Origin of the sequence: Clostridium sp. Marseille-Q5894, assembly GCF_946902305.1 — a bacterium.
Classification (GTDB): domain Bacteria; phylum Bacillota_I; class Bacilli_A; order Erysipelotrichales; family Coprobacillaceae; genus Thomasclavelia.
This window is the reverse complement of record NZ_CAMPPT010000008.1, coordinates 76,640-92,903: the sequence shown is the minus strand read 5'-3', so window position 1 is coordinate 92,903 and position 16,264 is coordinate 76,640. Positions and strand designations below refer to the sequence as shown.

12 protein-coding genes, 2 rRNA genes and 1 other annotated feature are annotated in these 16,264 nt (G+C 33.2%); of the genes, 4 read left to right on the top strand and 10 right to left on the bottom strand.

Annotated elements, in window-relative coordinates:
• Positions 1-517 precede the first annotated feature (517 nt).
• Positions 518-2,518 carry a penicillin-binding transpeptidase domain-containing protein gene (locus OC535_RS12005; RefSeq protein ID WP_498823923.1) on the bottom strand — a complete coding sequence of 667 codons (2,001 nt, stop codon included), beginning with the start codon at positions 2,516-2,518 and terminating at the stop codon, positions 518-520.
• Positions 2,519-2,817: 299 nt separating this feature from the next.
• On the opposite strand from OC535_RS12005, the gene OC535_RS12000 reads away from it, so the two are divergent.
• Complete coding sequence (locus OC535_RS12000; protein WP_024722780.1) at positions 2,818-3,141, top strand: PTS sugar transporter subunit IIB; 324 nt, start codon at positions 2,818-2,820, stop codon at positions 3,139-3,141.
• A 190-nt stretch (positions 3,142-3,331) separates the two neighbouring features.
• Here the strand turns inward: OC535_RS12000 and OC535_RS11995 are convergent, their stop codons facing one another.
• The gene (locus tag OC535_RS11995) at positions 3,332-4,255 is read right to left on the bottom strand and encodes a DUF1848 domain-containing protein (RefSeq protein ID WP_498823922.1); all 924 of its coding nucleotides are present in this window, start codon (positions 4,253-4,255) and stop codon (positions 3,332-3,334) included.
• Positions 4,227-4,703, bottom strand: coding sequence for a methylated-DNA--[protein]-cysteine S-methyltransferase (locus tag OC535_RS11990; RefSeq protein WP_227051997.1), 477 nt, complete (start codon positions 4,701-4,703; stop codon positions 4,227-4,229). The genes OC535_RS11995 and OC535_RS11990 overlap by 29 nt, the downstream gene beginning before the upstream one ends.
• 104 nt (positions 4,704-4,807) lie before the next feature.
• On the opposite strand from OC535_RS11990, the gene OC535_RS11985 reads away from it, so the two are divergent.
• Genes OC535_RS11985 through OC535_RS11975 form a run of 3 tightly spaced genes read left to right on the top strand, consistent with a single transcriptional unit; the run spans position 4,808 to position 7,178 of the window.
• Entirely contained in the window at positions 4,808-5,557 is a 750-nt protein-coding gene (locus tag OC535_RS11985) for a threonine/serine exporter family protein (protein ID WP_024722783.1), read from the top strand.
• Between the two features lies 1 nt (position 5,558).
• A complete protein-coding gene (locus OC535_RS11980) occupies positions 5,559-6,002 on the top strand; it encodes a threonine/serine exporter family protein (RefSeq protein WP_024722784.1) in 444 nt (147 codons plus the stop codon).
• Between the two features lie 36 nt (positions 6,003-6,038).
• The gene (locus OC535_RS11975; protein WP_024722785.1) at positions 6,039-7,178 is read left to right on the top strand and encodes a nucleotidyltransferase; all 1,140 of its coding nucleotides are present in this window, start codon (positions 6,039-6,041) and stop codon (positions 7,176-7,178) included.
• Positions 7,179-7,187: 9 nt separating this feature from the next.
• Here OC535_RS11975 and OC535_RS11970 read toward each other — a convergent pair whose 3' ends face one another.
• From OC535_RS11970 to OC535_RS11940, 7 genes are all read right to left on the bottom strand, one after another.
• The gene (locus OC535_RS11970; RefSeq protein WP_024722786.1) at positions 7,188-7,445 is read right to left on the bottom strand and encodes a cation transporter; all 258 of its coding nucleotides are present in this window, start codon (positions 7,443-7,445) and stop codon (positions 7,188-7,190) included.
• A gap of 258 nt (positions 7,446-7,703) precedes the next feature.
• Positions 7,704-8,306 (bottom strand): hypothetical protein, encoded by a 603-nt coding sequence (locus OC535_RS11965; protein ID WP_498823921.1) that lies wholly within the window; start codon positions 8,304-8,306, stop codon positions 7,704-7,706.
• A gap of 120 nt (positions 8,307-8,426) precedes the next feature.
• The gene (locus tag OC535_RS11960; protein WP_155855619.1) at positions 8,427-8,591 is read right to left on the bottom strand and encodes a hypothetical protein; all 165 of its coding nucleotides are present in this window, start codon (positions 8,589-8,591) and stop codon (positions 8,427-8,429) included.
• 602 nt (positions 8,592-9,193) lie between these two features.
• The gene (gene pheT, locus OC535_RS11955) at positions 9,194-11,584 is read right to left on the bottom strand and encodes a phenylalanine--tRNA ligase subunit beta (RefSeq protein ID WP_498823920.1); all 2,391 of its coding nucleotides are present in this window, start codon (positions 11,582-11,584) and stop codon (positions 9,194-9,196) included.
• 4 nt (positions 11,585-11,588) lie between these two features.
• A complete protein-coding gene (pheS, locus tag OC535_RS11950; protein WP_027090555.1) occupies positions 11,589-12,626 on the bottom strand; it encodes a phenylalanine--tRNA ligase subunit alpha in 1,038 nt (345 codons plus the stop codon).
• Between the two features lie 31 nt (positions 12,627-12,657).
• Positions 12,658-12,858 (bottom strand) — a binding site (T-box leader).
• Between the two features lie 70 nt (positions 12,859-12,928).
• Positions 12,929-13,037 (bottom strand): 5S ribosomal RNA (rrf, locus tag OC535_RS11945).
• An 85-nt stretch (positions 13,038-13,122) separates the two neighbouring features.
• Positions 13,123-16,035 (bottom strand): 23S ribosomal RNA (locus OC535_RS11940).
• Positions 16,036-16,264: the final 229 nt, after the last annotated feature.

Genomic DNA, 16,264 nt, shown 5'->3' with positions numbered 1-16,264 from the left:
AGCAATGTTGCTCAAAACGATATATATGCAAAAGTCTTGTTTCATAATATTTTAGGAATCATAAAAAAGAGATGACCTATTAAATAATAGAAAGATAGATAAAAAGTATGTTATCAACATAATACAACTGTATGAAATGATCCATGGCAAAAAAAGTTAAAAAAGAAAATAGTCAGTATAAAGAAGTTAATAGACAAAACAAAAGTGCCTGTTCGCCCAAACAGACACTATCAACGATGGTAACGCATCTTAATAACACCGCCAAGTTACCGTTTTAGACTTGATGAACGCAATAATTCAAACGATATAAATCCATGCTTATGACTGTGTGAATATATATTTATTATATTACAATTTCATAGAAAAACGTAAAAATAAGATAAGATATTTTGCATTTTTGATTACTAGAAATACTAAATTATCTGTATATTTCATAATAGATATTTCACAAAAAATAAAAAGAGTCAGCATAAGCAGTATCTCTTATATTGACTCCATTAACCAGTCTTATGACCGGCTATTTTACTAAATAATTTCCTAATGGTGTTTTCATGTGTTCAACGACATAACCACTGCCACCACGATTTTTTACATCTTCAACCATTGTTGTTATTAAAATAGGATTATCGCTATTAGTTGTAGTAATCGTAAACCATCCTAACTCTGTTCCTGTTGTATCACTTTGCGATGCCTTGATTTCTGCTGTCCCTGTTTTCCCTGCTAATTCAATATTTTCATGATAAATAGCATGCCCAGTTCCATTAGGATCGCTGATGACCCCAATTAAAGCATCTTTGATCGTATTAGCTGTTGCTTTTGTAAATGCAGATTCGATCCATGGTTTTTCTGGCTTTTCATCCATAATTAAATATGGCTGATTAATTGTTCCTTCATTAATAAAAGCACTATAAATTGATGCTAATTGAACAGGATTCATTAATAATTCACCTTGTCCATAGCCACTGTCAGCTAACTGCTGATCATTAAACTCACTATCTTTATTTTGATACTGTGATTTATTTAATGCTAATTCAAAAGGAATTTTATCACCTATTTTTAATTTATCATACCCTGCAATTAATTTATCTTTACCAATTTCAACTGCAGTTCTCGCAAAATAAACATTATCAGAATAAATAATTGCATTCTTTAAATTATTAGGAGTTGGCGCATGTAAAGTAGTTACATAATAATTACCCCAGCTAGAATCTTTTTGCCATTTATCTTTAGCCCCTAAATCTTTATCAGGATCAATTGCTTCAGCATCTAAACCAATAGCTCCAGTAATTGGTTTCATACTTGAACCAGGTACATAAGTTGTTCGAAACCGATTCGTTAGAGGTTTATTTACATCATTATTTAAAGCATCCCATTCATCACTACTAAATCCTAAAATAAAATCATTGCTTGAAAATGATGGGGTTGAAACTAGAGCTAAGATTTCACCAGTTTCAGGATTCATTGCTACTGAAGCACTTTTATCATTTTGATATTCATTATATAGATCCTTTTGTAAATCAACATCAATTGTTAATTTGATATCTTTTCCATTTTTAACTTCCTTACTTGCAATAGTTTTTATTTCTTTACCATCTTTATCAACAATAACGATTTTTTTACCATCACTACCTTTTAAATCACTTTCATAAGCAGCTTCAATTCCACTTCGTCCAATTAATGAAGTTTCACTATATCCTTCACCTTCATGCTTCTCTAGATCATCAGCATTAACTTGTTGTAAATAACCAGTCAAATGAGAAGTAATTTCTCCATAAGGATAATAACGTACATAAGCCGTATTAAGTTTTACTCCTTTTATTGTTAATAACTGATTAGCTAAAGCTCTTCCGGCATCATCTTTAGCTATTTCTTTTAATGGTACAAAAGAATCATCTTTGATCCATGAAGCGCTCATAATTTTTTGAATACTATCTACTGACATATTTAAAAGATTCCCTATGGCCTGATAATCACTTTCACCATTTAATTTACCCGGTACTAAACCTACAGAATATGCTTCACCAATAGTTGCTAGTTCTTTATCATTACGATCCAAGATTTTCCCACGACTCGCTTCATCAGTTAAAACTCTAACTTTATTTTCTCCTTCAATTCCATCAAATAACATTTTTTCATTAAAGACAATTTCACCATCTTGCACTGTAGTTTTATTATCATAGCTTACTTTTCCTGCAACAGTATCCATTGATAAAGTATAATTAACTTTCCCATCTTCAACTTCATTAATTTTAACTTTAATATTTTTAGCTTCGATACCGTCATAGATGTTTTCATATCGACTTTCAAATACATCTTGTGAGGTTTGTGACAAAGAACCTTTTGTTAACATTGCATACATTTTTTTATAATCTTTTATGGCTAAATATGCATAATAGTCTTCGACTAACGCGCCTGCATCTTCTTTTTTATTTAGAAGAAAGAATACTAATCCAATAATAATTAAAATACTAATTACTCCGATAAATATAACTTTCTTCTTTCTTTCTGCTAAATTCATTTTTCTCCCTCTTTCTCTATACCTTAAAATTATGCATATATATTCTAGCACATTTTATCCTTAACTATATAGTATAAATATAATTAAATTAGTAAAAAATATTATAGTAATTTAAAAATTTAATTTTCTATGATTTATTGATGATCAAATGTAATTTATTTATATTACATATGTCATAAACCTTTTTTTAAATATTTACAATTTTTTAATCAAATGCTATACTAATAAAAAATTTTATTTTGTTGTAATTTGGATTTTGTGCATATAATATATTCGATTATAGAAAGGGGTAAAATGATATGAAGAAAATTGTATTATTATGCGATATGTTTCATGATATGACTATTACCAATGATTTTTTAGTAGACAAGATGAAAGAAACTTCCAAAAAAGATTCTATTGAATGTGAAATTTATGCCTATCCTATCCAAAATATTTATGAAATAGCCAAAGATGCTGATATTATTTTTCTTAGTCCTTTTACTTATTTTAAATCCCATATGATTGAAAAATTGGTTGATTGTCCAGTGGAAAAAATTGGTATGGGGGCATATGCAAATGCTGATGCTAAATACGTACTTGATCGTGCTTTTGCAAGAATGGCTGAACATTGTGTTATTTAAAAAGACCTATCTAAGGTCTTTTTTATTATTTTATGAATATTTTTAAATTAAAAAATATGCTTACACCAAAAGCGTAAAACGTTATTATTGCTTGAATCTGGTTGATGTTATTTTAGTACGATAATTATCATAATATATTTTTAAAAACCCCTCAGCAAATCATTTGTTAAAGCAATGCTTAATATTAATTCTATTTTATATCTAGCTGTAATTGTCTATCCTTATTTGAAGCAACTATCCGTTCAGTAACTTTATCATCATTTTTTAAATTCCCTATCAGCATCAAACTGTCTTCATCATGCTGTTTTATATTTTGATCGACTATCGGATGATTACAGGCATAACAATATGTACAGCCATGGCTACAACAGCTATATGCTCCTATATCAATACTCGCTAAACAAGAACAATTAGCTCTGTTTTGATTTGGTTTAATTTTTAAAGAATAACCAATTAATTTTTCAATATAGGTCTTATCTATACAGCTGCCCTTAGCTATTCCATATTGTTCTAAGTGGTATTTTTCACTGCAGGTTTGGATATGTAAACCATATTTAGCTGCAATTACACCTAAATGTTTAGCTAAATAATAAACTTCATCATCTTTTAATTCATTAAACTTACCAATAATATTTTTATAAATATCTAGAAAACTAATAATAACTGTATTTGTATATAGATGTAATAACTGACACATCTTTTCAAACATTATTAAATGGAATTCTTTATTATAGCGCTTGTTTAATAAAATTGGATCATAGCGCCAAATTATTTTATCTTTGCCTATTTTATTACTTAAACTAATAAAAGTTTTGATAATTTCTAATTTAGGACGTAATCCTGGTTCAATATCATAATCATAAGGCGTAATTGTAATCATAAAATAATATTTATATCCTAATTGATCGATTATTTTAAGGTATGGCATAATATTTTGGGGATCTTTAGTACAAAAAGCAATACAATCAACTACATCTTTACTAATTTTTATTTGACTTACCTGCTGATGATGATAAGGATTTCTAACTAATACATACCCTGCTTTTAAACGGTTAACAAACCACTGAGGATATAAGGCACATATATCAGTTCTTCCGGAAACTTGTAGAATCATTATTTCTCTCCAACGATAATAACATTTCTTTCATTTTAAGACCCCCAGCATACCCAACTAGCTTATTATTGCTTCCAATTACACGATGACATGGTATTATGATCATGATTCGATTATGATTATTGGCATTGCCTACAGCACGATATGCCTTAGGATTATTGATTGCTTTAGCTATTTCTTTATAACTTCTTGTTTGTCCATAGGGAATCTTTTGTAATTCCTGCCACACTTTCATTTGAAATGGCGTACCTTCATAATCTAATGGTAAATCAAACACTGTTCGTTTGCCTTGAAAATATTCATTTAGCTGTGTTGCAGCTTTTTTTATTAGTTCTGTTTCTTCTTCAATATAATCGTAAATTTTATTTGTTGTAACTGCATATATCTTATTATTTCTTTCAATAATATATATATTTAGTAACATTTTATATTGATATCCTTTTAACATTTGCATCACCTGTTCCATTCTAACATAATATTTTTTAAATATTAACTATTAACTTATATCATTTAAAAAATATTCATGATATACTTTAAATTCGAGGTGGTTTTATGAATGAACAAAAACTTATTAATTTGATTGGAGAAATTGGAAGACTTTTATTAAAACATGGTGCTGAGATCTACCGTGTTGAAGAGTCACTACTTAGAATGTGTAAAAGTTATAATTATGAAAACGTTGAAGTATTTGCTTTACCATCTTATTTTACATTAACAATCGAAATGCATGATAATCATACTTATACATTATCTAAACGGACCCAACAAAATCGCGTTAATTTAGATATGATCTATGAACTTAATAATCTTGTTCGTTATGTTTGTGATAAACATCCTGATTATGATTGTCTTAAAAATAAATTAGATAGTATTAAAAATATGCGTTTAAATATGCCTTTAATATTTTTAGGCTATGGATTAGGAACAGGATTTTTCACTACTTTTTTTGGTGGTCATCTAAACGAAACGATCGTTGCAATGTTTATTGGTTTCATTTTATACTTTTTTATTTGGTTAATGGAAATATTGGAAATCAATAATCTTGTATCTACGCTTTTATCCAGTATTGTTTTATCTTCTTTAGCCATTTTTAGTTATAAACTGAACTTGATCAATAATTTGCAGTCTACCATCATTGGCTGTTTGATGATCTTGACTCCTGGAGTAGCAATTACAAACAGTTTGCGTGATATTATGGGCGGTGATTATATTTCAGGAATGGCTCGTATGCTTGAGGCGTTATTAACAGCAACCTTTATTGCCGTTGGGGTTGGTATTATGATGCTCGTTTTAGGAGGTTAGTATGCAAGGATTGATTGAATGTTTAAGTGCTTTTATTGCCAGTATTGGATTTTCTTTTATTTTTAGAATTCATCATAATTTGCGCTTTGCTATTATTAGTTCCTTAGGTGGTACTTTAGGATGGTTTGTTTATCTAAATACTGGTGCTTTACATAATGAAATAATGAGTTATTTTATTGCTATGGTAGTAGTTAGTTTGTATGCTGAAATTGCAGCGAGAATATATAAAGCGCCAGCCACGATTTTTTTAATTATTGGCTGTTTCCCCTTAGTTCCTGGAAAAGGCATTTATCAAACAATGCTTTATTGTACTCAAGGTAAAAATATTCTTTTTTTAGACAGCTTTATTCATACGATTGCTATTTCTGCTAGTTTAGCGCTCGCAATTATGATCGTATCGACAATCTTTAAAGTTATTAAAAAATTATCTGTTTCTAAAAGATAATAATTGTTATTATAATTTGTAAAAGTAGGTGAATTTATGAAAATTTTGGGATTAATAGTTGAATATAATCCTTTCCATCATGGTCATCTTTATCATTTAAATAAAGCTAAAGAAATGATAGATCCTGATTTTACAATTGTTGTAATGTCAGGACATTTTGTCCAGCGCGGTGAACCAGCTATTAGTGATAAATGGACTAGAGCTAATGTTGCAATTAAAAATGGTGTCGACCTTGTAATTGAATTGCCTTTTGTCTACAGTGTTCAAAGTGCTGATTATTTTGCTCATGGAGCAATTGAATTACTTGCTAAAATGAATGTTACAGATATTGTTTTTGGCAGTGAAAATGGTGATATAAATATTTTTACAGATATTGCTTATACTATTAAAAGAAACAAAAGCCAATATGATCATTTAGTTAAACAACAGATGGATCTTGGTTTGCGTTATCCTGATGCTTGTAATCAAGCTTTATCAATATTAATGAATAAAACGATAACTACACCTAATGATTTATTAGGTTTAGCTTATGTAAAAGAAGTTATTGGTCATGATTATCCAATTACATTACATTGTATTAAAAGAACCAATGATTTTCATAGTTTAGAAATTGAAACAATAAGTTCTGCAAGTGCTATTCGGCATGCTTTAAAAAATAAAATTGATATTGTTGATCAATTTTGTAATTATAATGATTATCAAGAATTTTATTTCTTTGAAGATTTTTTTCCATTTTTACGTTATAAACTTTTAACAACAAATAGTAGTCAACTTAAAAAAATTCATTTAGTTGATGAAGGAATCGAAAATTTGCTTAAAGATAAAATAGTGACCTGTAAAAACATGGAAGAATTGGTTTTAAGCTTAACTTCTAAACGCTATACCCGTTCTAGAATTCAACGGATGTTGATTCATATTTTAATGAATAATACTAAAGATGAAATTATAAAAGCTATGAATTTAGATTATGTTAGAATCTTAAAGATGAGTAATAACGGTCAAGCTTATTTAAATAAAATAAAAAAGAGCAGTGAATATAAAATAGTAACTAATTTTTCTAGTCACTATCATCCTGCTCTTGAGATTGAATTTAAAGCTACTAAATTATTATCATGTTTATCTAAAAATCCTCGTAATTTAATTATGCTTGAATATAAGAGTATTCCAAAGACCTAAACGGTCTTTTTATTTACGAAAAGATGCAAAAAAACCTTTCTTTTCATAAGGAACTTTTTCTATCGAAACAACTTTATATCCAGTAGCATCAATAACTTTCCTTAGTTCATTTTCATCAATATCGTCTACAGTAATAATCTCAGTTTTATTTTTGCTATGTGAGGAAGTAACTTTTTTTATGGTAAAAGACTTTCTTATTGCATCGTTAATATGAGTCTCACACATTCCGCACATCATGCCGTCAATCTTTAATATAATTTTTTGCACTATAATCACCCTTTCAAAATAATTTTAAACATCTCATTTATCCTTGTCAAATATTATATATCTTTTGATTTCAGAAAATCGAAATACTGTTTATTTTTAGTAATTATCCTGTGTCGTTTTTTTATATAACACCAAACAAAAACAGACATAATTTGTCTGTTTTTTATGAGTATTTAAAACTCTATATAGAATATGAACTTTACATTTCACAAGTTAGAAAATCCAAATTATTTTAATTTATCAAATTATCATAACTATTTATCCGTAATCAATTTGATTTTCGTATTTTTTTTGAATCTCTTTATGTAACTTTTCAACTATTTCATTATCTTCAGCATTTTTCATTTTCAATTTAGTACCATTGATTTCAGAATTTGTTAATGGAACTTTACCAATTGTAACGGCAAGAGGTATGTAATAACCTTCATCTGCTAATCTAAGATATAATATATATTTATTTCCTTTTAACATATTAGTATATCCAGCAATATGTAATATTTGATTATATTTTTTATCATATGCCTGATTTTCAAATATCGTGATTTCTTTTCTTGATTCATTTACTTTATTACTTATGATTTCATCAATTTGAAAAGATGAATATGTATAAGCAATTTGATAAACATCATTTTCATCATATATAACATCTGATTCTAATTCCTTGACTTTTGTCCCAATAACTATTAAGTCGCTAGCATTTTCAAGCTCTTCAACTGATTCGTATGAATCAGTTTTAGCACTAACAAACACATCTTCTACTTCTTTTGAATCAGCTGTATTTTTTTCATTGTTATTGCAGCCAGAAAGCGGTAATAAAATCATTAGTGCTAGAGTACTAAGTAAAATTTTAGTTTTCATCATAACTATCCCACCTTTTTATAATTTATATTTAGCCCTAATTCCTAAAATATAGATAAGCTTTATTATTAAAACCAAGGGCTCTCATTACCGATACTGATTTATTTATTGTTTGAGTATGATCTAAAGTCCCACTTCATGTACGACAGTTTCTCTTTGCCAAGCAAGGCTTGTTTTAATAAATGCACTGTAATATACAATACTAAATTTACCTGTACTTTTAAAAGTCGTAACACCATATGTTCCATTATCTTGATCAACAACACTACTAACTATATTAGAAGACAAACCGTTATTAAAGGTAGCAAACTTTATTCCTGTACTAGTCCATTTAGAATAATAACTTATTGCAGAATATCTAGATGTACTAGAGTATTTTGGAAATTAATGACTCCTGTTTTCCAATACTAATATGTATCAATATTTATAACGTTAAATAAAAAGATTGATATTATGATTAATATTACAAAGCATTTTCTATTTTTCCCTTTCTCAATATTATGAAATAAATACGTAATTACTTTTCAATTCCTTTTTTCGTATATAACTTATTTCTTGCTTAATTCTAATAAATGTTATACTGATTATCGAAATTTTTATCTTTTATATATTTCTTTATCAATCAAATTATATCAATGAAATCAACTATTTTAAAATGTTATTATAAACAATTCCTCCTTAAAAAACACCTAATTATCCTATGTCTAATAATATCCTTTTTCACCATAAATTCATATGATATAATGAAATGTTAGTTTTAAATATAGAATACTATAACTCCATCATATAGTCGTTTTATCTATTTTGATAAAATATAAAAAGAACTATCATGATCGACAGTTCTTAAAATGAATATTTAAAGAGTAACTAAATATTTCTTGATAAATCTTCTAACCTCTTAATACTGCTCCAAATTCTTTTTTTACAGCCTCAAGAATTTTTTCCATTACAGCATTAACTGTTGCTTCTTCCAACGTTCCTTTTGGATCTTGGAAAATTAAGTTGATTGCCACAGATTTTTTACCAGCTTCAATATGTTCTCCAGCATAAACATCAAAAATCTTTGTTTCTTTAACTAACTGTTTACTAGCTTGAACGATCTTACGGCAAACATCATAAGTTAAAATATCTTCATCCATAACTAATGCAATATCACGACTTACTGATGGATACATTGGAATATCTGTAAATTTAACTTTACTTGTCTTTAAATTTAAGATACTAGTTAAATTTAATTCAGCAACATATACATCTTTTACATCATATTTCTTTTCCATCAAAGGATGAATATTTCCAACAACACCTACTACTTCTTTTCCTATCATGATATAAGCAGTTCTACCAGGATGATAGCATTTATCATCTTGACTTGCACGAACTAATTTATAACGTGATTCTTCGATCCCTAAATTTTTAAAGATAGTTTCAACAAAACCTTTTACTAGATAATAGTCTGCTTTATATGAAATTTGTTTAAATGGTAAACCATTATATTCACCACAGCAGGCAATAGCTAGATTTTGTAACTCAGTATCTTTAGAATATGTCGTTGATAATTCAAAAATATTTACATCTTTAATATTATGAGACTGGTTGTAATTAATTACTTGTAATAGTGAACCGATCACTGATTTTCTTGTTACACTTCTTTCTTCTCCCAGTGGCATTGCCAATTTAACGGTCTCATTTGTATGGAAAATATTAAAATCATCTACCATTGTTGGTGAAGTTAATGAATAAGTAAGAGTTTCGTGTAATCCCTGATCCTTTAATAAATTACGAATCATATATTTTTTTGCCTGCACATCAGTTCTTTTACCAACTGTCATTGACATTTCTGGTAAAGTTGATGGAATCTTATCATATCCATACATTCGGGCAACTTCTTCAATCAAATCAGCAGCCATCGTAATATCATTACGATAAGTTGGAACTTTGACATTAAATTCTTCATCATCAAGAGTAAATTTAAAATTTAGTGAACTAAAGATATCTTTGATTTCATCTGTTGTTATCTTAGTTCCTAATAATCCATTAACTTTTGTTGTTGTTACTTTTACATAACGTGTTGCAATTTGAAGATCAGTTGTAACACTTTTATAAACTTCTTTTGCATCAGCTAATTCTACTAATAGATTAGCACATCTTTCTAAAATATTTAATGAATTGGCTGTGTTTAAAGCACCTTTAATATAATGCTGTGATGCATCTGTCAATAAATTTAAACGTCGTGCTGTTTCTCTTAAAGCGGCACCATCAAATGTAGCAACTTCGATAACTATATTAGTTGTATTTTCATCTATTTTGGTACTATTTGAACCCATGACTCCGGCAACACATCCAATACCATCATCGGTAGAAACAATGACATCGGTTGGTTCAATTTTATACTCTTCACCATCTAGCATCGTTTCTTTACAGTTAAATCCAGTTTTAATTACAAATTCTTTTCTATTCAATTTATCGTAATCATACATATGAATCGGTTGTCCCGTTTCCAACATTACATAGTTAGAAATATCAACAATGTTATTGATTGGTTTGATACCACTTGCCATCAATGCATTTTTTAACCATTTTGGTGATTCTTTCGTAGTTACTCCTTTAACTAATTTAGCCCCAAAGAATGAACATAGTTCTGTCTCGATTTTAACACTGATACCACTACCATCAATACCTGAAGGTGTAACTGCTGGTAAATTAACTTCACGTCCTAACAAAGCTGCAACTTCATAAGCAAAAGATGTTAATGCCATACAATCTGAACGATTTGGTGTTAAACCAACTTCTAAGATCGTATCTTTTAAACCAAGATATTCTAATGGATCTTCACCAATTGGCGCATCATCATCTAATACATGAATTCCTTCTTTATCCTCTGGTTTAAGTAATCGCTGATCTAAACCAAGTTCAGCAATTGAACAAATCATCCCATTAGATTCTTGACCTCTAATTTTACTTTCCTTAATGACAAAACCGCCACCCAAATCACAACCTGGATTAGCAACTATAACTTTTTGATTAGCTGCAACATTTGGAGCTCCACAAACAATTTGTTTCACTTCACCTGGTCTTACTTCTACTTGACAAATATTGAGATGATCACTATCTGGATGTGGTATGCACTCTAATACAAGACCAATTGTCATATTATTACCATTAGCTAAATTATGCATTCCTTCAACTTCTAAACCAATTGAAGTAATCTTATCAGCTAATTCTTTAGGATCTTGATCATCAACTTTTACATATTTATTTAAAACATTTAAACTAATATCCATTCTTCTACTCCTTTCTACCAAATTGACTTAAAAATCTAATATCGTCATTATAGAAATTACGGATATTATCAATTCCATATTTAAGCATTGCTACACGTTCAATTCCTATTCCAAATGCAAAACCTTGATATACTTTTGAATCAAAACCACACATTTCAAGTACCTTAGGATTAACCATACCCGCACCTAGAATTTCAATCCAACCTGTATGTTTACACATTGAACAACCTTTACCATTACAATTATGGCATGAAATATCAACTTCTACTGATGGTTCAGTAAATGGAAAATATGAAGGACGCAAACGAACTTCGCGTTTTTCCCCAAAAAACTTACGAGCAAATACTTCTAATGTTCCTTTTAAATCAGCCATAGTAATATTTTTATCTACAACTAAACCTTCACATTGCATAAATTGGTGAGAATGAGTAGCATCATCATCATCACGGCGATAAGTCTTACCTGGACAAATAACTTTAATTGGCCCTTTACCTTTAGCTGCCAACATAGTATGTGCCTGAACTGGTGATGTATGTGTACGCATTAAAATACTTTCATCAATATAAAAAGTATCTTGCATATCACGTGCAGGGTGTCCCTTTGGTAAATTCATTAATTCAAAATTGAAGTAATCACTTTCTACTTCAGGTCCTTCTGCAATTTGATAACCCATACCTAAAAATAAATCTTCTAACTCGGCAACGATTGCTGATAAAGGATGTAAAGATCCTTGATCTAATTTATAACTAGGTAAAGTGATATCGATTTTTTCTTTATTGATCTTATCTAAAATTGCCTGTTGCTCTAAGATATCTTTTTTATCTTCAACAGCCTTCGATAATTCCTGTTTAACTAAATTTGAAGTTTGACCAAATAATTTTCTTTCTTCAGGGGCCATATCTTTCATCGATTTCATCGCTTCTTGAATCGGTCCTTTTTTTCCAAGGTATAAGACACGGATCTCATTTAATTCTTTTAAAGATGAACAGTTATCCAATTTAGCCAACGCTTCTTCTTTAATTTTTAATAATTTTGTTTCCATATTTCCTCCTAAAAATATAAAAAATCGTTCCAATAGGAACGATTATCTCGCGGTACCATCCTAATTCATAATCCTAAGATTATGCCCTTAATTAACTGTAACGTAGTTTAAACGGCGAGGATTAGTCGCACTCCAAGGTGAATTCAATAGTTCTATTGTTAGAAGAATTTCACCAAATATCTTCCTCTCTAAAACAACTTTCCTACCTACTAGTCCTTATCATCGTGTTGTTATACCTAATTATTATAACGTGTTTGATCTCTTTTGACAATAGAATTTATTTATATTTAAAATAAAAAAAGAACCGGCAGCTTGCTATTTTCGCACCGCAGTACTATCTTCGCCGTTATGATGCTTAACTTCTGTGTTCGGTATGGGTACAGGTGTGTCCATCATGCTATCGCTACCAGATCTCTTCTCTTTAAGCAATTCCTTTCGAGAATCACTCAAAACCGGATAATAGTTCCTTCCATTTGCTCGTCTCCAACCTTCTCTTTAGGTTAAGTCCTCGACCTATTAGTATCAGTCCGCTTAACATGTCGCCATGCTTACACTCCTGACCTATCTACCTTATCGTCTTTAAGGGGTCTTACTCACTTGCGTTTTGGGAAGTCTCATCTTGAAGTGGGTTTCACACTTAGATGCCTTCAGCGTTTATCCCTTCCATATTTAGCTACCCAGCTGTGCCACTGGCGTGACAACTGGTGCACCATTGATATGTCCATCCCGGTCCTCTCGTACTGAGGACAGATCTTCTCAAACTTCCTACGCCCACGACAGATAGGGACCGAACTGTCTCACGACGTTCTGAACCCAGCTCGCGTACCGCTTTAATGGGCGAACAGCCCAACCCTTGGAACCGACTTCAGCTCCAGGATGCGATGAGCCGACATCGAGGTGCCAAACCTCCCCGTCGATGTGAACTCTTGGGGGAGATCAGCCTGTTATCCCCAGGGTAGCTTTTATCCGTTGAGCGACGGCCTTTCCATTCAGCACCGCCGGATCACTAAGCCCGACTTTCGTCCCTGCTCGACTTGTTGGTCTCGCAGTCAAACACCCTTTTGCCTTTGCACTCTGCGCTTGATTTCCATCCAAGCTGAGGGTATCTTTGGGCGCCTCCGTTACTCTTTGGGAGGCGACCGCCCCAGTCAAACTGCCCACCTGACACTGTCCCGTCACCAGTTTATGGCATCCGGTTAGAACTCCAATACACGAAGAGTAGTATCCCAACAGCGACTCCTCACACACTGGCGTGCATGTCTCTTCGTCTCCTACCTATCCTGTACATCCTGCATCAAAGTCCAATATCAAGCTGCAGTAAAGCTCCATGGGGTCTTTCCGTCTAGTCGCGGGTAACCTGCATCTTCACAGGTACTAAGACTTCACCGAGTCTACAGCTGAGACAGCGCCCAAATCGTTACGCCTTTCGTGCGGGTCAGAACTTACCTGACAAGGAATTTCGCTACCTTAGGACCGTTATAGTTACGGCCGCCGTTTACTGGGGCTTCAATTCAGTGCTTCGCTTGCGCTGACACATCCTCTTAACCTTCCAGCACCGGGCAGGCGTCACCCCATATACGTCGTCTTTCGACTTAGCATAGAGCTGTGTTTTTGGTAAACAGTCGCTTGGGCCGTTTCACTGCGGCTCATATCTCTATGAGCACTCCTTCTCCCTAAGTTACGGAGTCATTTTGCAGAGTTCCTTAGCTATAGTTCTCTCGCTCACCTTAGGATTCTCTCCTCACCCATGTGTGTCCATTTTCGGTACGGGTTACTGTATGATTAGCACTAGAAGCTTTTCTTGGAAGCTTGCTTCACGCTCTTCTGTACTCGCCTTAGCTTTCCATCCGCTTCACGCCTTCGCCTTTCGACAACCGGATTTGCCTGGCTGTCAGCTACCTCGCTTGCACCTGCTTTTCCAGCTCCAGGATGCGCTAGCCTGCTCCGTCACTCCTTCATTCATACCGTAAGTACAGGAATCTCTACCTGTTGTCCATCGACTACGCCTCTCGGCCTCGCCTTAGGTCCCGACTTACCCAGAGCGGACGAACCTTCCTCTGGAAACCTTGGGTTTTCGGTGCGCGGGATTCTCACCCGCGTTCCGCTACTCACACCGGCATTCTCTCTTCTATACGCTCCACTGCTCCTTCCGGTACAGCTTCTCCGCCTATAGAACGCTCCCCTACCACTTACATCTCTGTAAATCCATAGCTTCGGTAATATACTTAGCCCCGGTAAATTATCGGCGCAGAGTCATTCGACTAGTGAGCTGTTACGCACTCTTTAAAGGATGGCTGCTTCTGAGCCAACCTCCTAGTTGTCTGGACATCTCCACATCCTTTTCCACTTAGTATATATTTTGGGACCTTAGCTGATGGTCTGGGCTGTTTCCCTTTTGACAGTGGACCTTATCACCCGCTGTCTGACTGCCGAGCCTGTCTCTGTGACATTCGGAGTTTGATTATATTCAGTACCCCGGGATGGGGCCATCACATATTCAGTGCTCTACCTTCACTTGACCTCTCTCTCGACGCTAGCCCTAAAGCTATTTCGGGGAGAACCAGCTATCTCCGAGTTCGATTGGAATTTCACCCCTAGCCACAACTCATCCGCCAACGTTTCAACGGGGGTCGGTTCGGTCCTCCATCGGGTTCTACCCCAACTTCAACCTGGTCATGGCTAGATCACTCGGTTTCGGGTCTACGACATGCAACTTTCGCCCTCTTAAGACTCGCTTTCGCTTCGGCTCCGCATATCCTGCTTAACCTCGCTCCATATCGTAACTCGCCGGTTCATTCTACAAAAGGCACGCTATCACCCTTTAACGGGCTCTAACTTCTTGTAAGCATATGGTTTCAGGTTCTCTTTCACTCCCCTCCCGGGGTTCTTTTCACCTTTCCCTCACGGTACTGGTTCACTATCGGTCACAGAGTAGTATTTAGCCTTGCCAGATGGTCCTGGCTGATTCCGACAGGATTCCTCGTGTCCCGCCGTACTCAGGTGCTGTCTCAAGCTTCCTCACTATTTCGACTACGGGGCTCTCACCCTGTTTCGCCGGACTTCCCATTCCGTTCGTCTATAATGTCTTCTTGCTCTTTCTCGACAGTCCTTCAACCCCGATCCTTGGATCGGTTTGGGCTCCTCCCCTTTCGCTCGCCACTACTTAGGGAATCATTTCTTTATTTTCTCTTCCTTCAGGTACTTAGATGTTTCAGTTCCCTGAGTCTCGCCTCTCTGAAGCTATTTTTTCACTTCAGGATACCCGGTCTCTACTCCGGGTGGGTTCCCCCATTCGGATATCGACGGCTCTTCGCATGCTTACTGCTTACCGTCGCATTTCGCTGTTTGCTGCGTCCTTCTTCGCCTCTCTGTGCCTAGGCATCCGCCATACGCTCTTTCTTACTTTACCTATTGGTGTTCTTGATCACTTTACTATTTACTTTCGTCTCTTCAGTGATTCTTTTCTTAGTTTTCGACTTCTCTAGAAAGACCTCAATAATCTTCTTATCTCGATCTCTTCTTTTCTATCGCAAATTTCTTCTATTATCCAGTTTTCAATGATCTCTTTTAAGCAATACTCCTCCTGAGCATCACTCAAAACTAAACAGTATTAATGAAACTTCACTTCTCTTCTTTCT